This is a genomic window from Pseudoalteromonas 'SMAR' (genome assembly GCF_048515945.1).
Lineage (GTDB): Bacteria > Pseudomonadota > Gammaproteobacteria > Enterobacterales > Alteromonadaceae > Pseudoalteromonas.
This window is the reverse complement of sequence record NZ_JBLWMW010000020.1, coordinates 60,221-75,934: the sequence shown is the minus strand read 5'-3', so window position 1 is coordinate 75,934 and position 15,714 is coordinate 60,221. Positions and strand designations below refer to the sequence as shown.

The window sequence follows — 15,714 nt, the reverse complement described above, 5'->3', positions numbered from 1 at the left end:
AGCAGTGGACTTTTAATCCATTGGTCGATGGTTCGAGTCCATCATGACCCACCACCTTCCCTTTGTTTCATAATATATTCAAAATTCTTTCCTCGAGTCGTCACTTTGCCGTAAACAATCGCTAGGATTACGACCTTAATTTTCGTATAATCCCGCCTATTAATGCAATGTGGACTAGTGGTCGAGAAATGAGTCTAGCTGAACAAATAATGCCGGAAGATTATATCTTCCCTCCAAAGCCTGCGCCTTTGACGGATGCAGAAAAAGCGGAATATAAAGCGCGAATAAAATCTTTACTAATTGAAAAAAATGCGGTGCTTGTTGCCCACTATTATACTGATCCAGAGATCCAAGCGCTGGCTGAAGAAACGGGTGGCTGTGTGGCTGACTCGTTGGAAATGGCGCGTTTTGGGTCAAAGCAAGAAGACAAAGATATTATTATTGTTGCTGGCGTTCGCTTTATGGGCGAAACGGCGAAAATTTTAACTCCACACAAAACCGTAGTCATGCCAACCCTTGAAGCAACTTGCTCATTGGATGTTGGTTGCCCGATTGATGAGTTTTCGGCATTTTGTGATCAATACCCAGACCGTAAAGTCGTTGTTTACGCCAATACCTCGACAGCGGTTAAAGCAAGAGCGGATTGGATTGTAACCTCTTCTTGTGCGCTAGAAATTGTTGAGCACCTTGATGAGCAAGGGGAAAAAATAATTTGGGGTCCGGACAAGCACTTGGGCTCATATATCCAAAAGCAAACGGGTGCGGATATGATCATGTGGAACGGTGCCTGTATCGTTCATGATGAGTTTAAAACCAAAGCGCTGAAGGATATGAAACAGCTTCACCCAGATGCGGCTGTATTAGTTCACCCTGAGTCTCCTGCTGAGATTGTTGAGCTTGCTGATGCGGTTGGCTCTACTAGCCAACTTATTAAAGCAGCACAAGACATGCCAAATCAGAAGTTTATTGTGGCCACTGATCGCGGTATCTTCTACAAGATGCAGCAGCTATGTCCAGAGAAAGAGTTTTTCGAAGCTCCTACAGCAGGTGAGGGCGCTACGTGTAAAAGCTGTGCTAACTGTCCATGGATGGCAATGAATGGTTTACAAGCCATTGAAGAAGCCCTACTCAATGCCGAAGGCAAAGAAGTGTTTGTTGATATGGATTTACGTGACGGTGCATTGCGCTCGTTAAATCGCATGTTAGACTTTTCGGCGTCTTTGAAAAAATAAGCAGCTCTTGTTTGCTTTATGTGCAATTAGCATACAAAAGCAAAAAACTGCTTGATATACTGCGAGGCTTTTCATAGTATTAGCCCCGCATCTAGTGCGGAGAGATGGCTGAGTGGCTGAAGGCGCACGACTGGAACTCGTGTATACGTTAATAGCGTATCGAGGGTTCGAATCCCTCTCTCTCCGCCACCCCCCTCATTCCCCTGAATTTCTTAATAAAAACAAACCTTTATGATTTTTTGGGGTAACACCTATTGGATCCCTATTTCAAAGCTTTCCAAACCATTGCTTCAAACAAAGTCATTACCTTTAACTTATTGTTAATTCGACGAATGGCAAAAGCGATGGTCATAATCTATTATAAATAGCCACTTTATTAAGCTGATAATGATTAATTGCACTAAGTGCAGCCGCAATGAGAAAGCAATGATAAAAATAATAAAGCCCATACTTTTGTTGGTATTACTTCAATACTGTTTCGTGGCAGAGGCTGAAGAGCTAACAATCTACTCGAGCGACCTTGAAGTCGTACAAACAGAAGCGTTTGTTTTTCAAGCGATCCAACAAAACGTCACGCAGTATAAGCTTAACAAGGTTTCTTCTGGGTTAGAGCGTGGGATCAGAAACGTAATGCATGGTAAGGGGCATTGTGTTAGAAACCTATTGAAAACCGCTGCCCGCAGTCAACGCTTGATTTTTTCAGAGCCGTTTACTTATTTTCTTGGCTTGCAAGCGTTTGTGCGCCCAAAGGTTAAGATTGCTGCGCTCGAAAATATAACCACCTTGTCGCAACTGTTAGCGGCTAATCCAAAGTTAATTGTTGGCATTGAAAAAGGGCGGTCATATGGTGATATCGCCGATGCCGAAATCCATAAAATTGATCCCCAACAGGCCTATGTTAAACAAGGCAATGATAACGAAGCACAAATGCTAGCCATGTTGGCGAACCAGCGCTTTGATTTACTGTTGGAGTACCCCTCGGTTGTGTCATACTTTTTAAACGATAATCGCGTTCGTCGCGATGACCAGCCTAGACAAATAACCTTGGCGCAGTTTCCTGCATTGGTGGGTGGGCGGCTTGCATGTATTGATACTCCACAAACACGAGACTTTATAGCGCAAGTGAATAAGCACCTCGTTCTGCTAAAACAACAGCCAACCTACTTAAAATGGCATTTAGACTATATTGAACCACAATTACATGAGCAATTTGTTCAGCATTTTCGTGCTGCCATAGCACGGGATCAATAGCCTTACTGAGTTATGGATTTACTGTCTGGTGTATAAGCTGTTGAGCAAGTTGCTGTAGTATTTCAGGGTTGGGGTTTGTGGCTGCATAGGCTCTAAGGCCATAAACATTGACGACAAATAGCCTTGCCTTGTTGCTGGCATCAGGCCGTGAGAGCGCAGTGCCCTCAGGCCAGTGACGAAGAAACTGTTGTGTAATAAGGGTTTCAAATTGATGCAGGTGGTTTTGCAATGCCGCTTGCACCTCAGGTTCACTTTCGCCAATTTCATGTAGAGTTTTGGTCAACAGACAAACTTGTTTGGCTTCAGTGGCTAAGCATTCTTCGACTAAATCGGTTAGAAAGCGAGTTAAGGCTTGCTGAAGGCTGACACAGTCTGCAAACAGTACTTTATATTGTGCCAAACGATCAACCTGATATTGGTTGATGGCGGCAAGTAACAAGCCTTTTTTATTTTTAAATGCACAGTAGATTGACCCCGGATGAAGTCCTGTTGCTGCCGTTAATTTGGGCATGCTCGCCTGGGTGTATCCATAGCGCATAAAGACGTGCATTGCGCTTCGTAGCACTTGTACTTTATCAAACTCTGCCGTTCTCATGTTTATGTTTACTCCCTTTTAGCCACTGATAGCGCCATTGTAGCAAGTATTGGCGTTATTTTCTGCGCCGTTGTACTCATCCCACGTTTGACTTAGAGGCAGTACAATTGTCTTCCTTTAACTAGGATTTTATTTTGCTATTGCTGTATCATTTGTAGCCAGCAGCTGTAATGATTTTAGCTTTTGATCTGAGCGTCCTTACCGTGGCATTACTTCGCTTAGTCAATATACAGTTGGCTTTAGTATATTTATGAAATGAATTTGAATACTATTTATCGGAAAAACTTTGTTTAAGATATTAATATTATTGATGTTATTGCTTTTTTCTGTTTTCGGCAATGCGCAAAATCTGGTGATTTATCATAACACCTCGACACAAATACAAACCGAATCGCTTGTATTCGATGCATTAAAGCCCCAGTTAAAAGAGGTGCAGTTAAGTGAGCAAAAAGTCAGTGTCAGTCGAGCAATACAGCGCTTACAACAGGGGGGAGGCCATTGCATTCGAGATTTAGTCAAAAATAAGCAACGCAGTGAAGTATTTATCTTTTCCGATCCACTCCATTATTTATTTAACCTGCAATTATTTGCGATGCCTGATACTGCCGCGCAATTAAAGCAAAACGACGCCAATTTAGTGCAACTCCTAGCAGACAATAACAAGCTTATTCTGGGCATTGATAAAGAGCGCTCTTATGGCGATTCTCTCGACCAACAAATTGCTCAAGTGGATCCTGAGCAGCTCTACATAAAGGAAGGAAGAGCCGTGGAGTCTCAGTTATATGGGATGCTGCAAAGTAATCGCTTTGACTTGCTCATAGAGTATCCCACTGTGATTGATTATTTCACCAAACACAATGAAAAAGAGGTAGAAAAGCCTCTAGCATTGCCACTGAAAGGACTGCCAACACTTATTTCTGGGCGTATCGCTTGTATCGACACACCAGCAACGCAAGCATTTATTCAGCAAATCAATGGTACGCTTGCAACCCTTAAGCAAAGCCAAGACTACCTTACCTGGCACTTAGCCTTTATCGATAAGCGTTTACATAAGGCTTTTAAACAAGCGTTAGCTGAAGCTATTACCTTCGAACGGGTACCTCAAAACAAGCAGTAGTCAGTAAGGCTTTCGGTTATCAAGCATTGTAGCAGAAACAGGTGCTGTGGAGAGCTTCACTGAGCTGTATTAAGCGAGTGAGGGTAATGGCATAAAAAAAGGTGCACCATTTCTTTGGCTAGCTCTTGAATAGTCATTCAATAACCCCCAATCTTGAATATACATTCAAATATAAGGAGTGAGTATGACTCGCAGTCTTTTCGATTCAGTGAAACTGAATCACTCCATTTCACTTAAAAATAGAATCTTGATGGCACCACTGACTCGCTGTATGGCGGACGACGACTTAGTGCCAACAGATGCCATGGTAAACTACTACGCTAAGCGTGCCAAAGCCGGTTTGATCATTGGTGAAGCCACTCTTATTCGCCCTGACGCCCAAGGATATCCCAACACGCCCGGGTTATTTACTCAAGCGCAAATCGCTGGCTGGCGCAAGGTGACGGATGCAGTGCATGCCAATGGCGGCAAGATGTTTGCGCAACTTTGGCACGTAGGTCGGGTTGCGCACCCATACTTTTTTGATGGCGAGGTGTTGGCGCCATCTGCTATCGGCATTGAAGGCACTGTGCCTAGAATGCGCTCACTTAACTATCAAACCCCAAAAGCGGCAACGCAACAAGAGATAAAGCAGTTACAGCAAGATTACGCTAAAGCCGCTGAGAATGCCTTAGAAGCAGGCTTTGATGGCGTTGAAATTCATGGGGCTAATGGTTACTTAATCGATCAATTCTTGCACCATGCCGCCAATGTGCGTGATGATGAGTATGGTGGTTCACCTGAGAATATGAGTCGTTTTGCACTAGAGGTAGTGGATGCGGTGGTCGCTCGTATTGGTGCTGACAGAGTCGGGTTACGTTTGTCGCCAGGCGCTTACTTTAATATGGATGGGGATGAGCGAGACAGAGCGGTATTCGATTATTTAGTGAAAGCACTGAACAGCCGTGAGCTTGCCTACCTGCATGTGGGTATATTTGATGATGCTATGACGTTTGATTATCTTGGTGGCAGTGCTTCTGAGTATTTACGTAGTCTCTATCAAGGAACCCTAGTTGGTGTTGGCAGTTACACACCAGAGACCGGAGCAGCGGCTATTGAGCAAGACAAGTTTGACTTACTAGCAATAGGCAGGCCCTTTATTGCCAATCCAGATTATGTTGACAAAGTGGCCGCACAGCAGCCGCTTACCCCCTATGATGAGTCGATGCTCGCCACGCTAGATTAAGGCACTTTTAATAAAGTGAATTGCTGTAACTGACTTTGCTTTTTAAATATGCCAAATGGAATGTTTGGCATATTTCTACTCATTACATATGCTTTGCTAAGTAGACAATAATAATCTAATTGTTGTCATATGGTTTAGTGAATATATTTTATGGCTAGGTTGGCTTGCTAACCTTTTATTGAAATGCTTAACCTTTAGCTTACGTTGCTCTTCCTTTAAATTTAATATAACTAAGAATAAAGGCGTATCACTGTGTTCAATTTTGCTCTAATTGTGTAATAATAAGTCAGCTTAGCAGTTATGAGTGCGTCGGTATATGCAAGAAGATTTATTAAATTCAGTCATTAAAATCACTAAAACCAGAGACATTGACTCGCTTGAGTACAGTCTGGTTTCAACCATCCAAGAATTCATCGGTTGTGAGGAAGTTGCGGTCTATAAAGACTTACAGGTTCCAGGCGAGTTTGTTATTGAACGCAATCTATTGTTGAAAAAAGTGTCAGAAAAAGAGTTTGATTGGCAAGAGCGTTCCTTGGTGAAAGAGCCCGATAAAGAACTAATCTCGTGTTTACAGTCCGCTTGTATTATTACCGTGCAAGAGCGCAGTGGGCTAGAGCATCGCTGGGTGCCGATAAGTTTGCAAGACAAGCCGGTGGGGGCCATAGCGGTGGTAAGCAACGGCTTAGCCAGCTCAGATCAGGTGCTGCTCAATGCCTTTTGCCGCATATTTGAAAACTACCTCACCATTTTACATGAAAACGAGCGTGATAAGCTGACCGGTTTGTTAAACCGACAAACCTTCGAAAAACGCCTTAAGCAGCTGATTGAAAAGCAGGTAATTAAACAGCACAAAACGGTGCGTCATGGCGATGCGCGTAGCATTCATAAAGGCTCGACCTCATGGCTTGCTATCATGGATATTGATCACTTTAAAAAAGTGAATGACAACTATGGTCATGTCTGCGGTGATGAGGTGTTACTGCTGTTAGCGCAAAAGATGCGGCAGTTTTTCCGCTCCACAGATTTACTATTTCGTTTTGGTGGCGAAGAGTTTGTGTTAGTTTTTGAGCCCACCGATTTTGACTCCATCAAGAATAAAATGGACCAATTCATGGAATTGGTGCGCAATACCCATTTCCCGTTTGTGAAAAAACTGACCGTGAGTGTAGGCATGTCGCGGATAAGCCCCTATGACTTTCCCATCACGGTATTAGAAAACGCTGATAAAGCGTTATATTATGCCAAAGATCATGGCCGCGATCGTTTATGTTTTTATGACGAGCTACTTGAAGCGAAAGAAATCGAAGAAAAACATGAAAGCAGTGATATCGATCTTTTTTAGAGCCAAACTGAGCGTTCATACCCAGCGTGTCGGCTAGTTCACCATCGCTAAAAGGATTTAGCTGGCTTTTTAGCAATCATGCATACCTTTTTATTGCTCAACTGAAACTCCTCCTCTGGTAAAGAATTAAAAAAGCGCTTTGCGACCTTGCCACTATCGCTATAAATGTCAGTTTTCGCTACACTAGTTAAAAGTGTTTAACTCCTTGGCAGACAACATGTTACATATCATTCAGTCGAATAAAATGGAGATCCTTCAGGCGCAGCTTTGCACCTTGGTGAAAACCGCACCACTGACTAGCCCTTTTGCCAAAGAGGTGGTGTTAGTGCAATCCCCCGGCATGTCTGAGTGGTTAAAGCTGGGTATGAGTAAACACTTAGGTGTTAGTGCGCAAGTGGACTTCCCCTTACCTTCTAGTTTTATTTGGGGGTTATATCAAACCTTTATTGCGGACGTACCCAAAGAATCGGCGTTTAATAAAGCGAATATGACGTGGAAGCTATTTTCACTACTCCCTGACTGTCTAGAGCATGACGCGTATCTGCCACTGAAACAATATTTGGGTGAGGACCCAAGCAGCATTAAGTTGTTTGCCTTGTGCGAGAAAATTGCCGACGTTTTTGACCAATATTTGATGTATCGCCCGGAGTGGATAACGGCATGGGAGCAAGGGCAAGACGAGCTAGCGGACGTTAATGTCACCGAGCTGACACCTTGGCAGCCGGATCTTTGGCGACGATTACAGCAGCAGGTTGAGCAGTTGCAGCAAAGTCCTTATCACCGCAGTAATATGCACCAACAATTGTTGGATGCTTTAGCGGCAGCCGATCCGAAACAGCTCCCAGAGCGACTCTGTATATTTGGGCTTTCTGCCATTGCCACCAGTCAATTAGAAATTTTCCAAGCCCTAGCGCAAAAAACCGAGGTGTTTTTATTCTTTTTTAACCCCAGTGAACACTATTGGGGGGATCTGGTTGATGAAAAAACCCAAGCAAAAATCAGCGCCAAATACGCAAAAATGCCCAATATAGCGGCTCAAGAAGGAGAGTACTATTATATTGGTAACCCACTTTTATCGTCGTGGGGGAAGCTGGGTCGTGACTACTTTGAGCAACTGCTGCAGCTTGATGCCAGTTGGATAGATAGCTTTGATGACGATTTTTGCGACACTTTATTGGCAAATATTCAAGCGGAAATCTATCAACTGGCTTTTAAAGGGCAGTCGTTAACTAGCGACAGTCATTGGTTTGTCAGTGATGAAGGTAAGTTACCGGTCTCTTCCACAGATCGCAGTGTGGTGTTTCAGGACTGCCATACACCGCTGCGTGAAGTTGAGCGCTTACATGATTATTTACTCGATTTGTTCGCCAACAACCCGGCACTGACGCCCAAAGACATTATCGTTATGATGCCAGACGTTGGCACCTATTCGCCTTTTATTAAAGCCGTGTTTGATGGTTGTGATGACGCACTAAAAATACCTTATGCCATCTCTGACCTTGCCATTGAGCAAGAAAGGCCGATTTTAACTTCCTTTGTCACCCTGGCGGATTTACCCAGTAATCGTTTTTGTGTGTCGGATATTTTAGACTTATTAGGCGTTTCAGCCATCTCTGAACAATTCTCCTTAACAGCGCAAGAATTTGACACCATTCGCCATTGGCTCACCCAAGTGAGCGTTAAGTGGGGTCTCGATAGTGAGCATAAAAGCGAATACGGCTTGCCGAAGATCCCACTCAATACTTGGCAACATGGCCTCAACCGTTTGTTGCTTGGGGTGGCCATGAATGATGAGCAGACCCCATTCGAATCTATATACGCTGCGGATGCTGTTGAAGGCATGGCGGTGCAAGTACTGAATAAATTAATCGCCTTTATCGATGCCCTGAGCTGGTTAAAACAGCAGCTTGCCAGCCCGAAAACCTTAGCGGAGTATGCTGCTGTGTTGCGACAAGCCAAACACTGCTTTTACGCCACAGAATCAGAGCAAAGCTGGGATCTCCTCAAACTGGATCACATCATCGATAATATTGAAAAGCATCACCACAATGGCGATATTGAACAAGCCGTGTCGGCGAAGGTATTGGCGTATTTAGTCAGCCAAGGAGTAAAAGAAAAAGGAGTGGGACAGCGCTTTTTGGCCGGTGCTGTGAACTTCTGTACGCTCATGCCTATGCGAGCGATTCCGTTTAAGGTGGTGTGCATGTTAGGCCTCAATGATGCCGATTATCCCCGTACCGTGCAGCCAATTGGTTTTGATCTGGTGTCGCACTCAACTAGGCGCAAAGGCGACCGCTCGCGCAAATTAGACGATAGGTATCTGTTTCTTGAGGCGCTTTTAAGTGCTAGAGAGAACCTCTACATTAGTTACGTTGGTCGCTCTTGTTACAATAACGAAGTGCAGGTGCCCTCAGTCTTGGTCAGTGAATTAACAGAATACATTGGCCGTAGCTTTTATCTAGAAGATAAGCCAAATCGTGATATTGTCGGCCACCTGACCACTCAGTTGCCTCTGCAGCCGTTTAATCCGCAGCACTTTCAACCTGGGCCGTTGCAAAGTTATAACCCTACTTGGCTGTGGCAAAAGCAACAGCCCAGAGATGAAAACACAGCTACGCAAGCGCTGCCATTCAGCCCCGAAGGGGAAATTGAACTGGATGACTTTTTACGTGGTGTGTGTGCCCCACAACGGCTATTTTACCAACAAGTACTCGGGGTGAAATTACAACCCATAGCGGAGCAAAGTGACGATGAAGAGCCTTTCGCACTGGAACCATTGGCACGCTATCAGCATCTTGATGAAGTACTGGCATTGCAATTGTCTGAGCGTGACATCAACACCGAACAAGTATTGCAGCGCGGGGTATTGCCGCAGGCGAATATCGGCAAGCTAGAATTAGCCGACTTGATGACCCGAGTTACGCCCATGGCGCAGATTGTTAAGCCGTTATTAGCAAAGCCGAAAGACCCAATTGAAGTGAATATGCCAGTGGCGGGTAAAACGCTGGTAGGCTGGCTGGATGGCCTTTATGAAGACCGTCAGGTGTTTTACCGCACTGCCAGCATTAAAGCCAAAGACATTATTCAAGGCTACTTGCGCCACTGTGTGGCGGCGTCGATGGCATTAGACTTGACCACCCATATTGTTGGTTTAGATCAGTCGATTGTCTTTCAGCCGATGCCGCGTGAGCAGGCAGAGCAAAGCATAGCGCAATGGCTGGAGTTTTACCTGCAAGCGTTGACCCAGCCACTGCCTTTTTTCCCTGCAACCAGCTACGAGTACGCCAAAAGTGAAGATATGAATAAGGCTTTAAATAAATTCCAACCACAATACATTGGCATCGGTGAATGTGAAGACCCCTACATCGCCTTGTGTTTTGCCGATTTACGCCCTTATGAAGCGGACTTTATGGCTTTGAGTCAGTCGTTGCTGCAACCGGTTGTTGCTGTGGCTGAGGAGGTGCAACATGCAGATGCTTAACCCCATCACCATGGAGTTAGACGGTCAAAGCTTAATTGAGGCCAGTGCTGGAACCGGGAAAACCTACACTATAACGGGACTCTATTTACGTTATTTATTAGGGCTCAGAGGGCAAGATAGTGACGCCACGCCGTTGAATGTCGAGCAAATCCTGGTGGTGACCTTCACTGAAGCGGCCACCCAAGAGATTAAAGACAGGGTGCGTACACGTATTATTCAGGCACGAGATTGTTTACTTGGACAAGCGACGAAAGACGCGCTGATTATGGACGTCTTAGCGCAGGTCAGGGACAAAAAAGTGGCGTTTGATTTACTCGATGCGGCGGCTAAGTCCATGGATGAAGCGGCGATTTATACCATTCATGGTTTTTGTCAGCGCATGCTTAAACAGCATGCGTTCGAGTCTAAGGTGGCATTTAATCTAGAGTTTATTCTCGATGAAAGTGAGCTCATTGACGCCGCAGTGGCGGACCATTGGCGACGTTTTGTCTACCCTTTGGATCAAGACAAAACTCAAGCAGTGCTGGCACAATTTGCCACCCCTTATGCGCTAGCAAAAAAAATCCGGCCATTGTTAGCTCGTGAGCACGCCAAGATCACTCCAGAGTTTTCCCTTGACGAGGTGTTTGAAGCCCGAGAAAAGTATCAAACATTGGCACTGTGGCTGAAAGCTGAAATCGTCAAAGCCGATTACCTAAATACTTTAAAAAATGCCGGTCTTGCTGGCAATCGTGCGCCCGGGCGTAAAGCCAACTTGCAAGCACTAGAAGACTATTGCTACAGCGAACAGTGGTGGTTTGAGTTTGGCAGCGCAAAGCACTCTTTTAGTCTTTGGGGCAGTGACAATCTGGCAGAGCCAAAGCATTACAAAAAACATGCCACGCCATTGCAACATGAGCTGATCCGTCATTTCGATACCTTGGCTGAGTTACACCAGACAGTGAGCAATGGCTTGCGATTAGCCCTGATACAGCAAGGTATAGGTGCTGTGCGGCAGTTACTCAAAGCACACAAAGAAGAATATGGTTTAATTGCCCCCGACGATCTTTTGCAACAGCTTTACGCGGCATTGCATGGCAGCAGTGGCGACAGCTTAAGCAACAAAATTGCGCAGCAGTATCCGGTGGCCATGATCGACGAGTTCCAAGACACCGATCCAATCCAATATGGCATCTTTAGCCGTATCTACCAGCACGACAATACGGCGCTGACGTTAATTGGGGATCCGAAACAAGCCATCTACGGTTTTCGTGGTGCGGATATCTTTACTTACATCAATGCCAAACAAGCCGTGGCGGCACAAAAGCGCTATACCTTGGCCACCAACTACCGCTCAGACAGCGATGTGGTTGCAGCGGTAAATAGGGTGTTCACGCAGCATCATAATAGCTTTATTTACAACCAAGATATTCCTTTTGTGGCGGTTGACGCCAAAGGCAAAAGCGAGGACGAGCAGCTGCTAACACAGCAGCAAAAGCCGCCATCACTTTGTTTTACCATCTTGGATGAGGAGCAGGAGCTGAGTAAAAATCAAGCGCAGCAGGCATTAAGCCAGGTGTTTGCCAACAAAATTGCCAATCTTATTATGCAAGGGCACAGGGGCGAGGCCTGCATTGGTAAAGAGTCGGTGCTGCCAGCCAATATTTGTGTGCTGGTAAGAGACCGTAATGAAGCATCCTTAATTAAGCAAGCCTTAGCACAGCGCAATATTGCCAGTGTTTACCTTGCCCGCGACAGCGTGTTTAGTCAGCCTCTTGCGGCGGCTCTTTATCAGCTTTTGCAGGTATTACATGGTAGCTATGATGAAGCGGCGCTGCGTGGTGTGTTGGCCGGACCGTTATTTAATCTCAGTCATGAGTCGTTATATACGCTGCAGTCAAATGAACAAGCTTGGCAGGGCTATCTGCAACTGTTTGCTGAGCTAAGCCAGCTTTGGTACCGCTCAGGGGCCATGGCAATGATGGAGCACTTATTGGTAGCCAGTGAGTTAGCGAATAACTGGCAACGCCAAGGCTATGAGGTTGAGCGCTGGTTAACTGACTACCGCCATTTAGGCGAGCTGTTACAGCATAAGCAGCTGGAATTAGATGGCACGGGAAGGGTGTTACGGTGGTTTTTAACGCAGCTAAATAATAGTCACAGTGATGGCAGCCAACTGCGCCTAGAAAGTGACGCAGATTTAGTGAAAATTGTTACTATGCATGCCTCCAAGGGCTTGGAGTATGACATTGTGTATATCCCCTTTGCCCTTGGCTATCGCGAGGCAGATCAGGCGGTGTACCATCATCAAGATAAGCTAATAATCGACTTACAAGGCGATGAAGCGGCCATGGAAAAAGCGGAGCAAGAGCGTTTAGCTGAAGACATTCGGTTGCTCTATGTGGCCTTAACTCGCGCTGTGCATTACTGTGAACTGGGGTTATACGATGTCCAGCTTGGTCGCAGTAAGCGTTCTGGGATGCATAAAACGGCACTGGGCTATGCCCTGTTTGGTGCTACTGAGTTCAGCGCTGCAAAAGAGTGGCAGCAGCAAATACAGCAGTTGTGTGCCCAGCATCACGCCATGACTTATGAATGTGTCGACCTTGATGCAGCTCAACAGCAGCAGGTGCTGGACAACATAGCTGAGGCTGGTGAAACGCTTGCCACCAAGCCATTCACTGGGGTCATTGAGCGCAACTGGCGTACGACGAGTTTTAGCCAATTGAGCTACCATACGCATCACAGTGACAAGCCGGCTGGCGCGGTGGATGAGAATCATTTGTTAGATTTACCAGAGCAGCAACAAGCTCAAACCGCCAATGCCTATACCTTTCCCAAAGGTGCCAAGCCGGGCAGCTGTTTACATGAAATTTTTGAGCTAATTGACTTTAGCGCACCCCACAAGCCTTGCCAGCCAGATAAGCTGACCTTGCCTGAGGCGGTCAGTAAAAGCCTGGAAAAGTACGGCATTGCCGACACCTGGCAACAGCCCACCGAAGACTGGATAGCTCAGTGTCTGACGGCACCTTTATTGCCGCATTCGCAATTGCAATTACAGCACTTAACGCCAAACGACTGCATTGTTGAAATGGAGTTTTATTTGCCGCTGAAGCCGATGCAAGCGCCGGCGCTAAATAAGCTGTTGACGGCGATAACTGGCCAGCCCTCTTTTTTGAGCTTTGACAACGTTAAAGGCATGCTCAAAGGTTTTATTGATTTAATCTTTTGCTGGCAAGAGCAGTTTTTTGTACTGGATTACAAATCTAACTACCTTGGCGAGAACAGTGCCGATTATCAGCAAGATAACCTTGAAAGTGCCATGTCTTCTCATCAATATCATTTGCAGTACATGATTTATACGGTGGCATTACATCGCCTGTTGCAACATCGACTAGCACACTACGATCCTGAGCAGCATTTAGGAGGATGTTATTATTTATTTTTACGGGCGCTGCCAGACCATCAAGGAATATACTTTAAACGTTTAACGCTGGAGCAGCTAGAGCAACTAGATGCCTTATTTGGGGAGGCCGTATGAGTCAATTGAGTATGGATTTTTACACCCTTGCTGGAGAAGACTTTGTTGCTTTGTTGCTGGAGCATAACCGGGTTGGTAAAGCCGATATTGCTTTGGCTAAGCTACTAAATCAGCAACAGTTGGACGACTATTTTTTTGTATTTTTATTGCTACTTATAGCCCATCAAAAGCAACACAGTTGTTTAGATTTACAACAAATAGACGACCGCGATCCTTTTGAACTCAGCTATGCAGTTGCTGAGCCACAGCCCCCCTTATCGCCATTTATTGCCTTAAACAAGACGCTACAGCAGTTAGCTAGTCATCACGCCGTGGGAGAGGGCAAACCATTACAACTCTTTGCTGGGCGTTTATATTTATCACGCTTAGCCCATTATGAAGCCAAGTTGGCGGCTTATTTTGACAAACTTGGCCATGCCGACACCGAGGTGAATGAAGAAAAGCTATCGACCTTGTTGCAGCATTACTTTGCCGACAGCGATGATAAGCCAAATTGGCAAAAACAGGCCTGTGCACTTGCAGCGATTAAGCGCTTTTGTGTTATCACAGGCGGCCCAGGTACTGGCAAGACCACTACGGTGACCAAATTAATGGCGATTTTACAGTCGCTGTATCAAGCGGCCCCTTTGTCGATTAAGCTGGTGGCACCGACTGGTAAGGCTGCGGCGCGCTTAAGTGAGTCCATCATCGGAGCAAAAGCGCGACTCAACTTGCCTGCAGCTGTGGCGGATCTGTTGCCTGAAAGCGCGCAAACCATTCACCGTTTGCTTGGGGTGATCCCAAATAGCGTGCATTACCGTCATGACAACAGCAACCCTTTGCACCTAGATGTGTTAATCGTCGATGAGGCATCCATGGTTGATTTACCTTTAATGGCCAAACTGGTGGATGCCTTACCGCAACATGCGCGGTTAATTTTGCTGGGAGATAAAGATCAGCTCGCCGCAGTGGACACTGGCAATGTCCTCAGTGACTTGTGCGAGGGCTTGGTGCTAGGCTCTGCGCCTCATTATAGTGAAAAGCTGGTGGCGCAATTGCGAACCCTCAGTCAAGAGGCATTGCCACCGGCAGTAGCACAGTTACCTGGTTTGGACGACTTTAGTTTAGCGGATAACTTAGCCTTTTTACAAAAAAGTCACCGCTTTAATAGTAACAGTGGCATTGGGCAATTAGCCTATGCAGTCAATAGCAACAGTCGTACTCAGCTAGAGCGGGTAATGAATGCCGGCTTTGCGGACTTAGACTTTTTCGATCTTAATAGTGAACAATATAACGCCATGATAGTGCGAGCGGCTGAGCAATATCGCCACTATCTTGAGGCCATTGGTGATGGCGCAGAGGAAGCGCAAATTCACCAATACTTTGGCCAATATCAATTGTTGGCGGCGGTGCGAGAGGGCCCTTATGGCGTCAATGAACTGAACCGCCGAATTGAGTTACGGTTACAACAGCTGGGGTTAATTCAGCCACATGGACGCTTCTATCTAGGCATGCCCATTATGATCAGCCAAAACGATTACCAATTAAAATTATTCAATGGTGATATTGGCATTATTTTAGCTGATGAACAGGGGGAGCTGGTGGCGTCATTTATCGATCAACAGGGTCAATCACGGCACTTCTTCCCAGCCCGACTGCCAAGCTTTGAACGGGTGTATGTGATGACGGTACACAAGTCTCAGGGTTCAGAGTTTCAGCATACCGCGATGATATTGCCACCATTGCAACGAGCACAACAAGGCATTAATCGCCAGCTTATTTATACCGGTATTACCCGTGCTAAATCGCGATTTGAATTAGTGGCACAAAAAAGAGTACTGCAACTTGGTATGGAGCGCACCGTGAGCCGAAGTAGCGGCCTCAGACAGCGGTTATCAAAAAAACAAAGTTAATAAATTGTTTATTTCTTGTTTTATTTGTGTGTTGGTATAAGGTTTAAGTGAGCGCATAA

At 45.6% G+C, this 15,714-nt stretch carries 9 protein-coding genes and 1 tRNA gene; 9 read left to right on the top strand and 1 reads right to left on the bottom strand.

Translation table 11 applies throughout. The features are described 5' to 3' along the window. Nucleotides 1–188: 188 nt before the first annotated feature. The 3 genes from nadA (at nucleotide 189) to ACNKW2_RS10255 (ending at nucleotide 2,483) form a co-directional block, all read left to right on the top strand. Nucleotides 189–1,232 (top strand): quinolinate synthase NadA, encoded by a 1,044-nt coding sequence (gene nadA / locus ACNKW2_RS10265; protein ID WP_419148468.1) that lies wholly within the window; start codon nucleotides 189–191, stop codon nucleotides 1,230–1,232. Nucleotides 1,233–1,330: 98 nt separating this feature from the next. After that, nucleotides 1,331–1,421: transfer RNA gene (locus ACNKW2_RS10260), tRNA-Ser, on the top strand. A gap of 237 nt (nucleotides 1,422–1,658) precedes the next feature. Continuing rightward, nucleotides 1,659–2,483 (top strand): hypothetical protein, encoded by an 825-nt coding sequence (locus ACNKW2_RS10255; RefSeq protein ID WP_419148467.1) that lies wholly within the window; start codon nucleotides 1,659–1,661, stop codon nucleotides 2,481–2,483. Nucleotides 2,484–2,493: 10 nt separating this feature from the next. On the opposite strand, the gene ACNKW2_RS10250 is transcribed toward ACNKW2_RS10255, so the two are convergent. Then, nucleotides 2,494–3,078 carry a TetR/AcrR family transcriptional regulator gene (locus ACNKW2_RS10250; RefSeq protein ID WP_419148466.1) on the bottom strand — a complete coding sequence of 195 codons (585 nt, stop codon included), beginning with the start codon at nucleotides 3,076–3,078 and terminating at the stop codon, nucleotides 2,494–2,496. A gap of 286 nt (nucleotides 3,079–3,364) precedes the next feature. On the opposite strand from ACNKW2_RS10250, the gene ACNKW2_RS10245 reads away from it, so the two are divergent. The 6 genes from ACNKW2_RS10245 (at nucleotide 3,365) to recD (ending at nucleotide 15,655) form a co-directional block, all read left to right on the top strand. Continuing rightward, nucleotides 3,365–4,195, top strand: coding sequence for a hypothetical protein (locus tag ACNKW2_RS10245; protein WP_419148465.1), 831 nt, complete (start codon nucleotides 3,365–3,367; stop codon nucleotides 4,193–4,195). Between the two features lie 184 nt (nucleotides 4,196–4,379). Continuing rightward, complete coding sequence (locus tag ACNKW2_RS10240) at nucleotides 4,380–5,420, top strand: alkene reductase (protein ID WP_419148464.1); 1,041 nt, start codon at nucleotides 4,380–4,382, stop codon at nucleotides 5,418–5,420. A 316-nt stretch (nucleotides 5,421–5,736) separates the two neighbouring features. Then, nucleotides 5,737–6,762, top strand: a complete 1,026-nt coding sequence (locus ACNKW2_RS10235) for a GGDEF domain-containing protein (RefSeq protein WP_419148471.1) — start codon at nucleotides 5,737–5,739, stop codon at nucleotides 6,760–6,762. 217 nt (nucleotides 6,763–6,979) lie between these two features. Then, nucleotides 6,980–10,243, top strand: coding sequence for an exodeoxyribonuclease V subunit gamma (gene recC, locus ACNKW2_RS10230; protein ID WP_419148463.1), 3,264 nt, complete (start codon nucleotides 6,980–6,982; stop codon nucleotides 10,241–10,243). Beyond that, nucleotides 10,230–13,763, top strand: a complete 3,534-nt coding sequence (gene recB, locus ACNKW2_RS10225; RefSeq protein WP_419148462.1) for an exodeoxyribonuclease V subunit beta — start codon at nucleotides 10,230–10,232, stop codon at nucleotides 13,761–13,763. Before recC ends, recB begins: the two co-directional genes overlap by 14 nt. Further along, nucleotides 13,760–15,655 carry an exodeoxyribonuclease V subunit alpha gene (recD, locus tag ACNKW2_RS10220; protein ID WP_419148461.1) on the top strand — a complete coding sequence of 632 codons (1,896 nt, stop codon included), beginning with the start codon at nucleotides 13,760–13,762 and terminating at the stop codon, nucleotides 15,653–15,655. The genes recB and recD overlap by 4 nt, the downstream gene beginning before the upstream one ends. Nucleotides 15,656–15,714 lie beyond the last annotated feature (59 nt).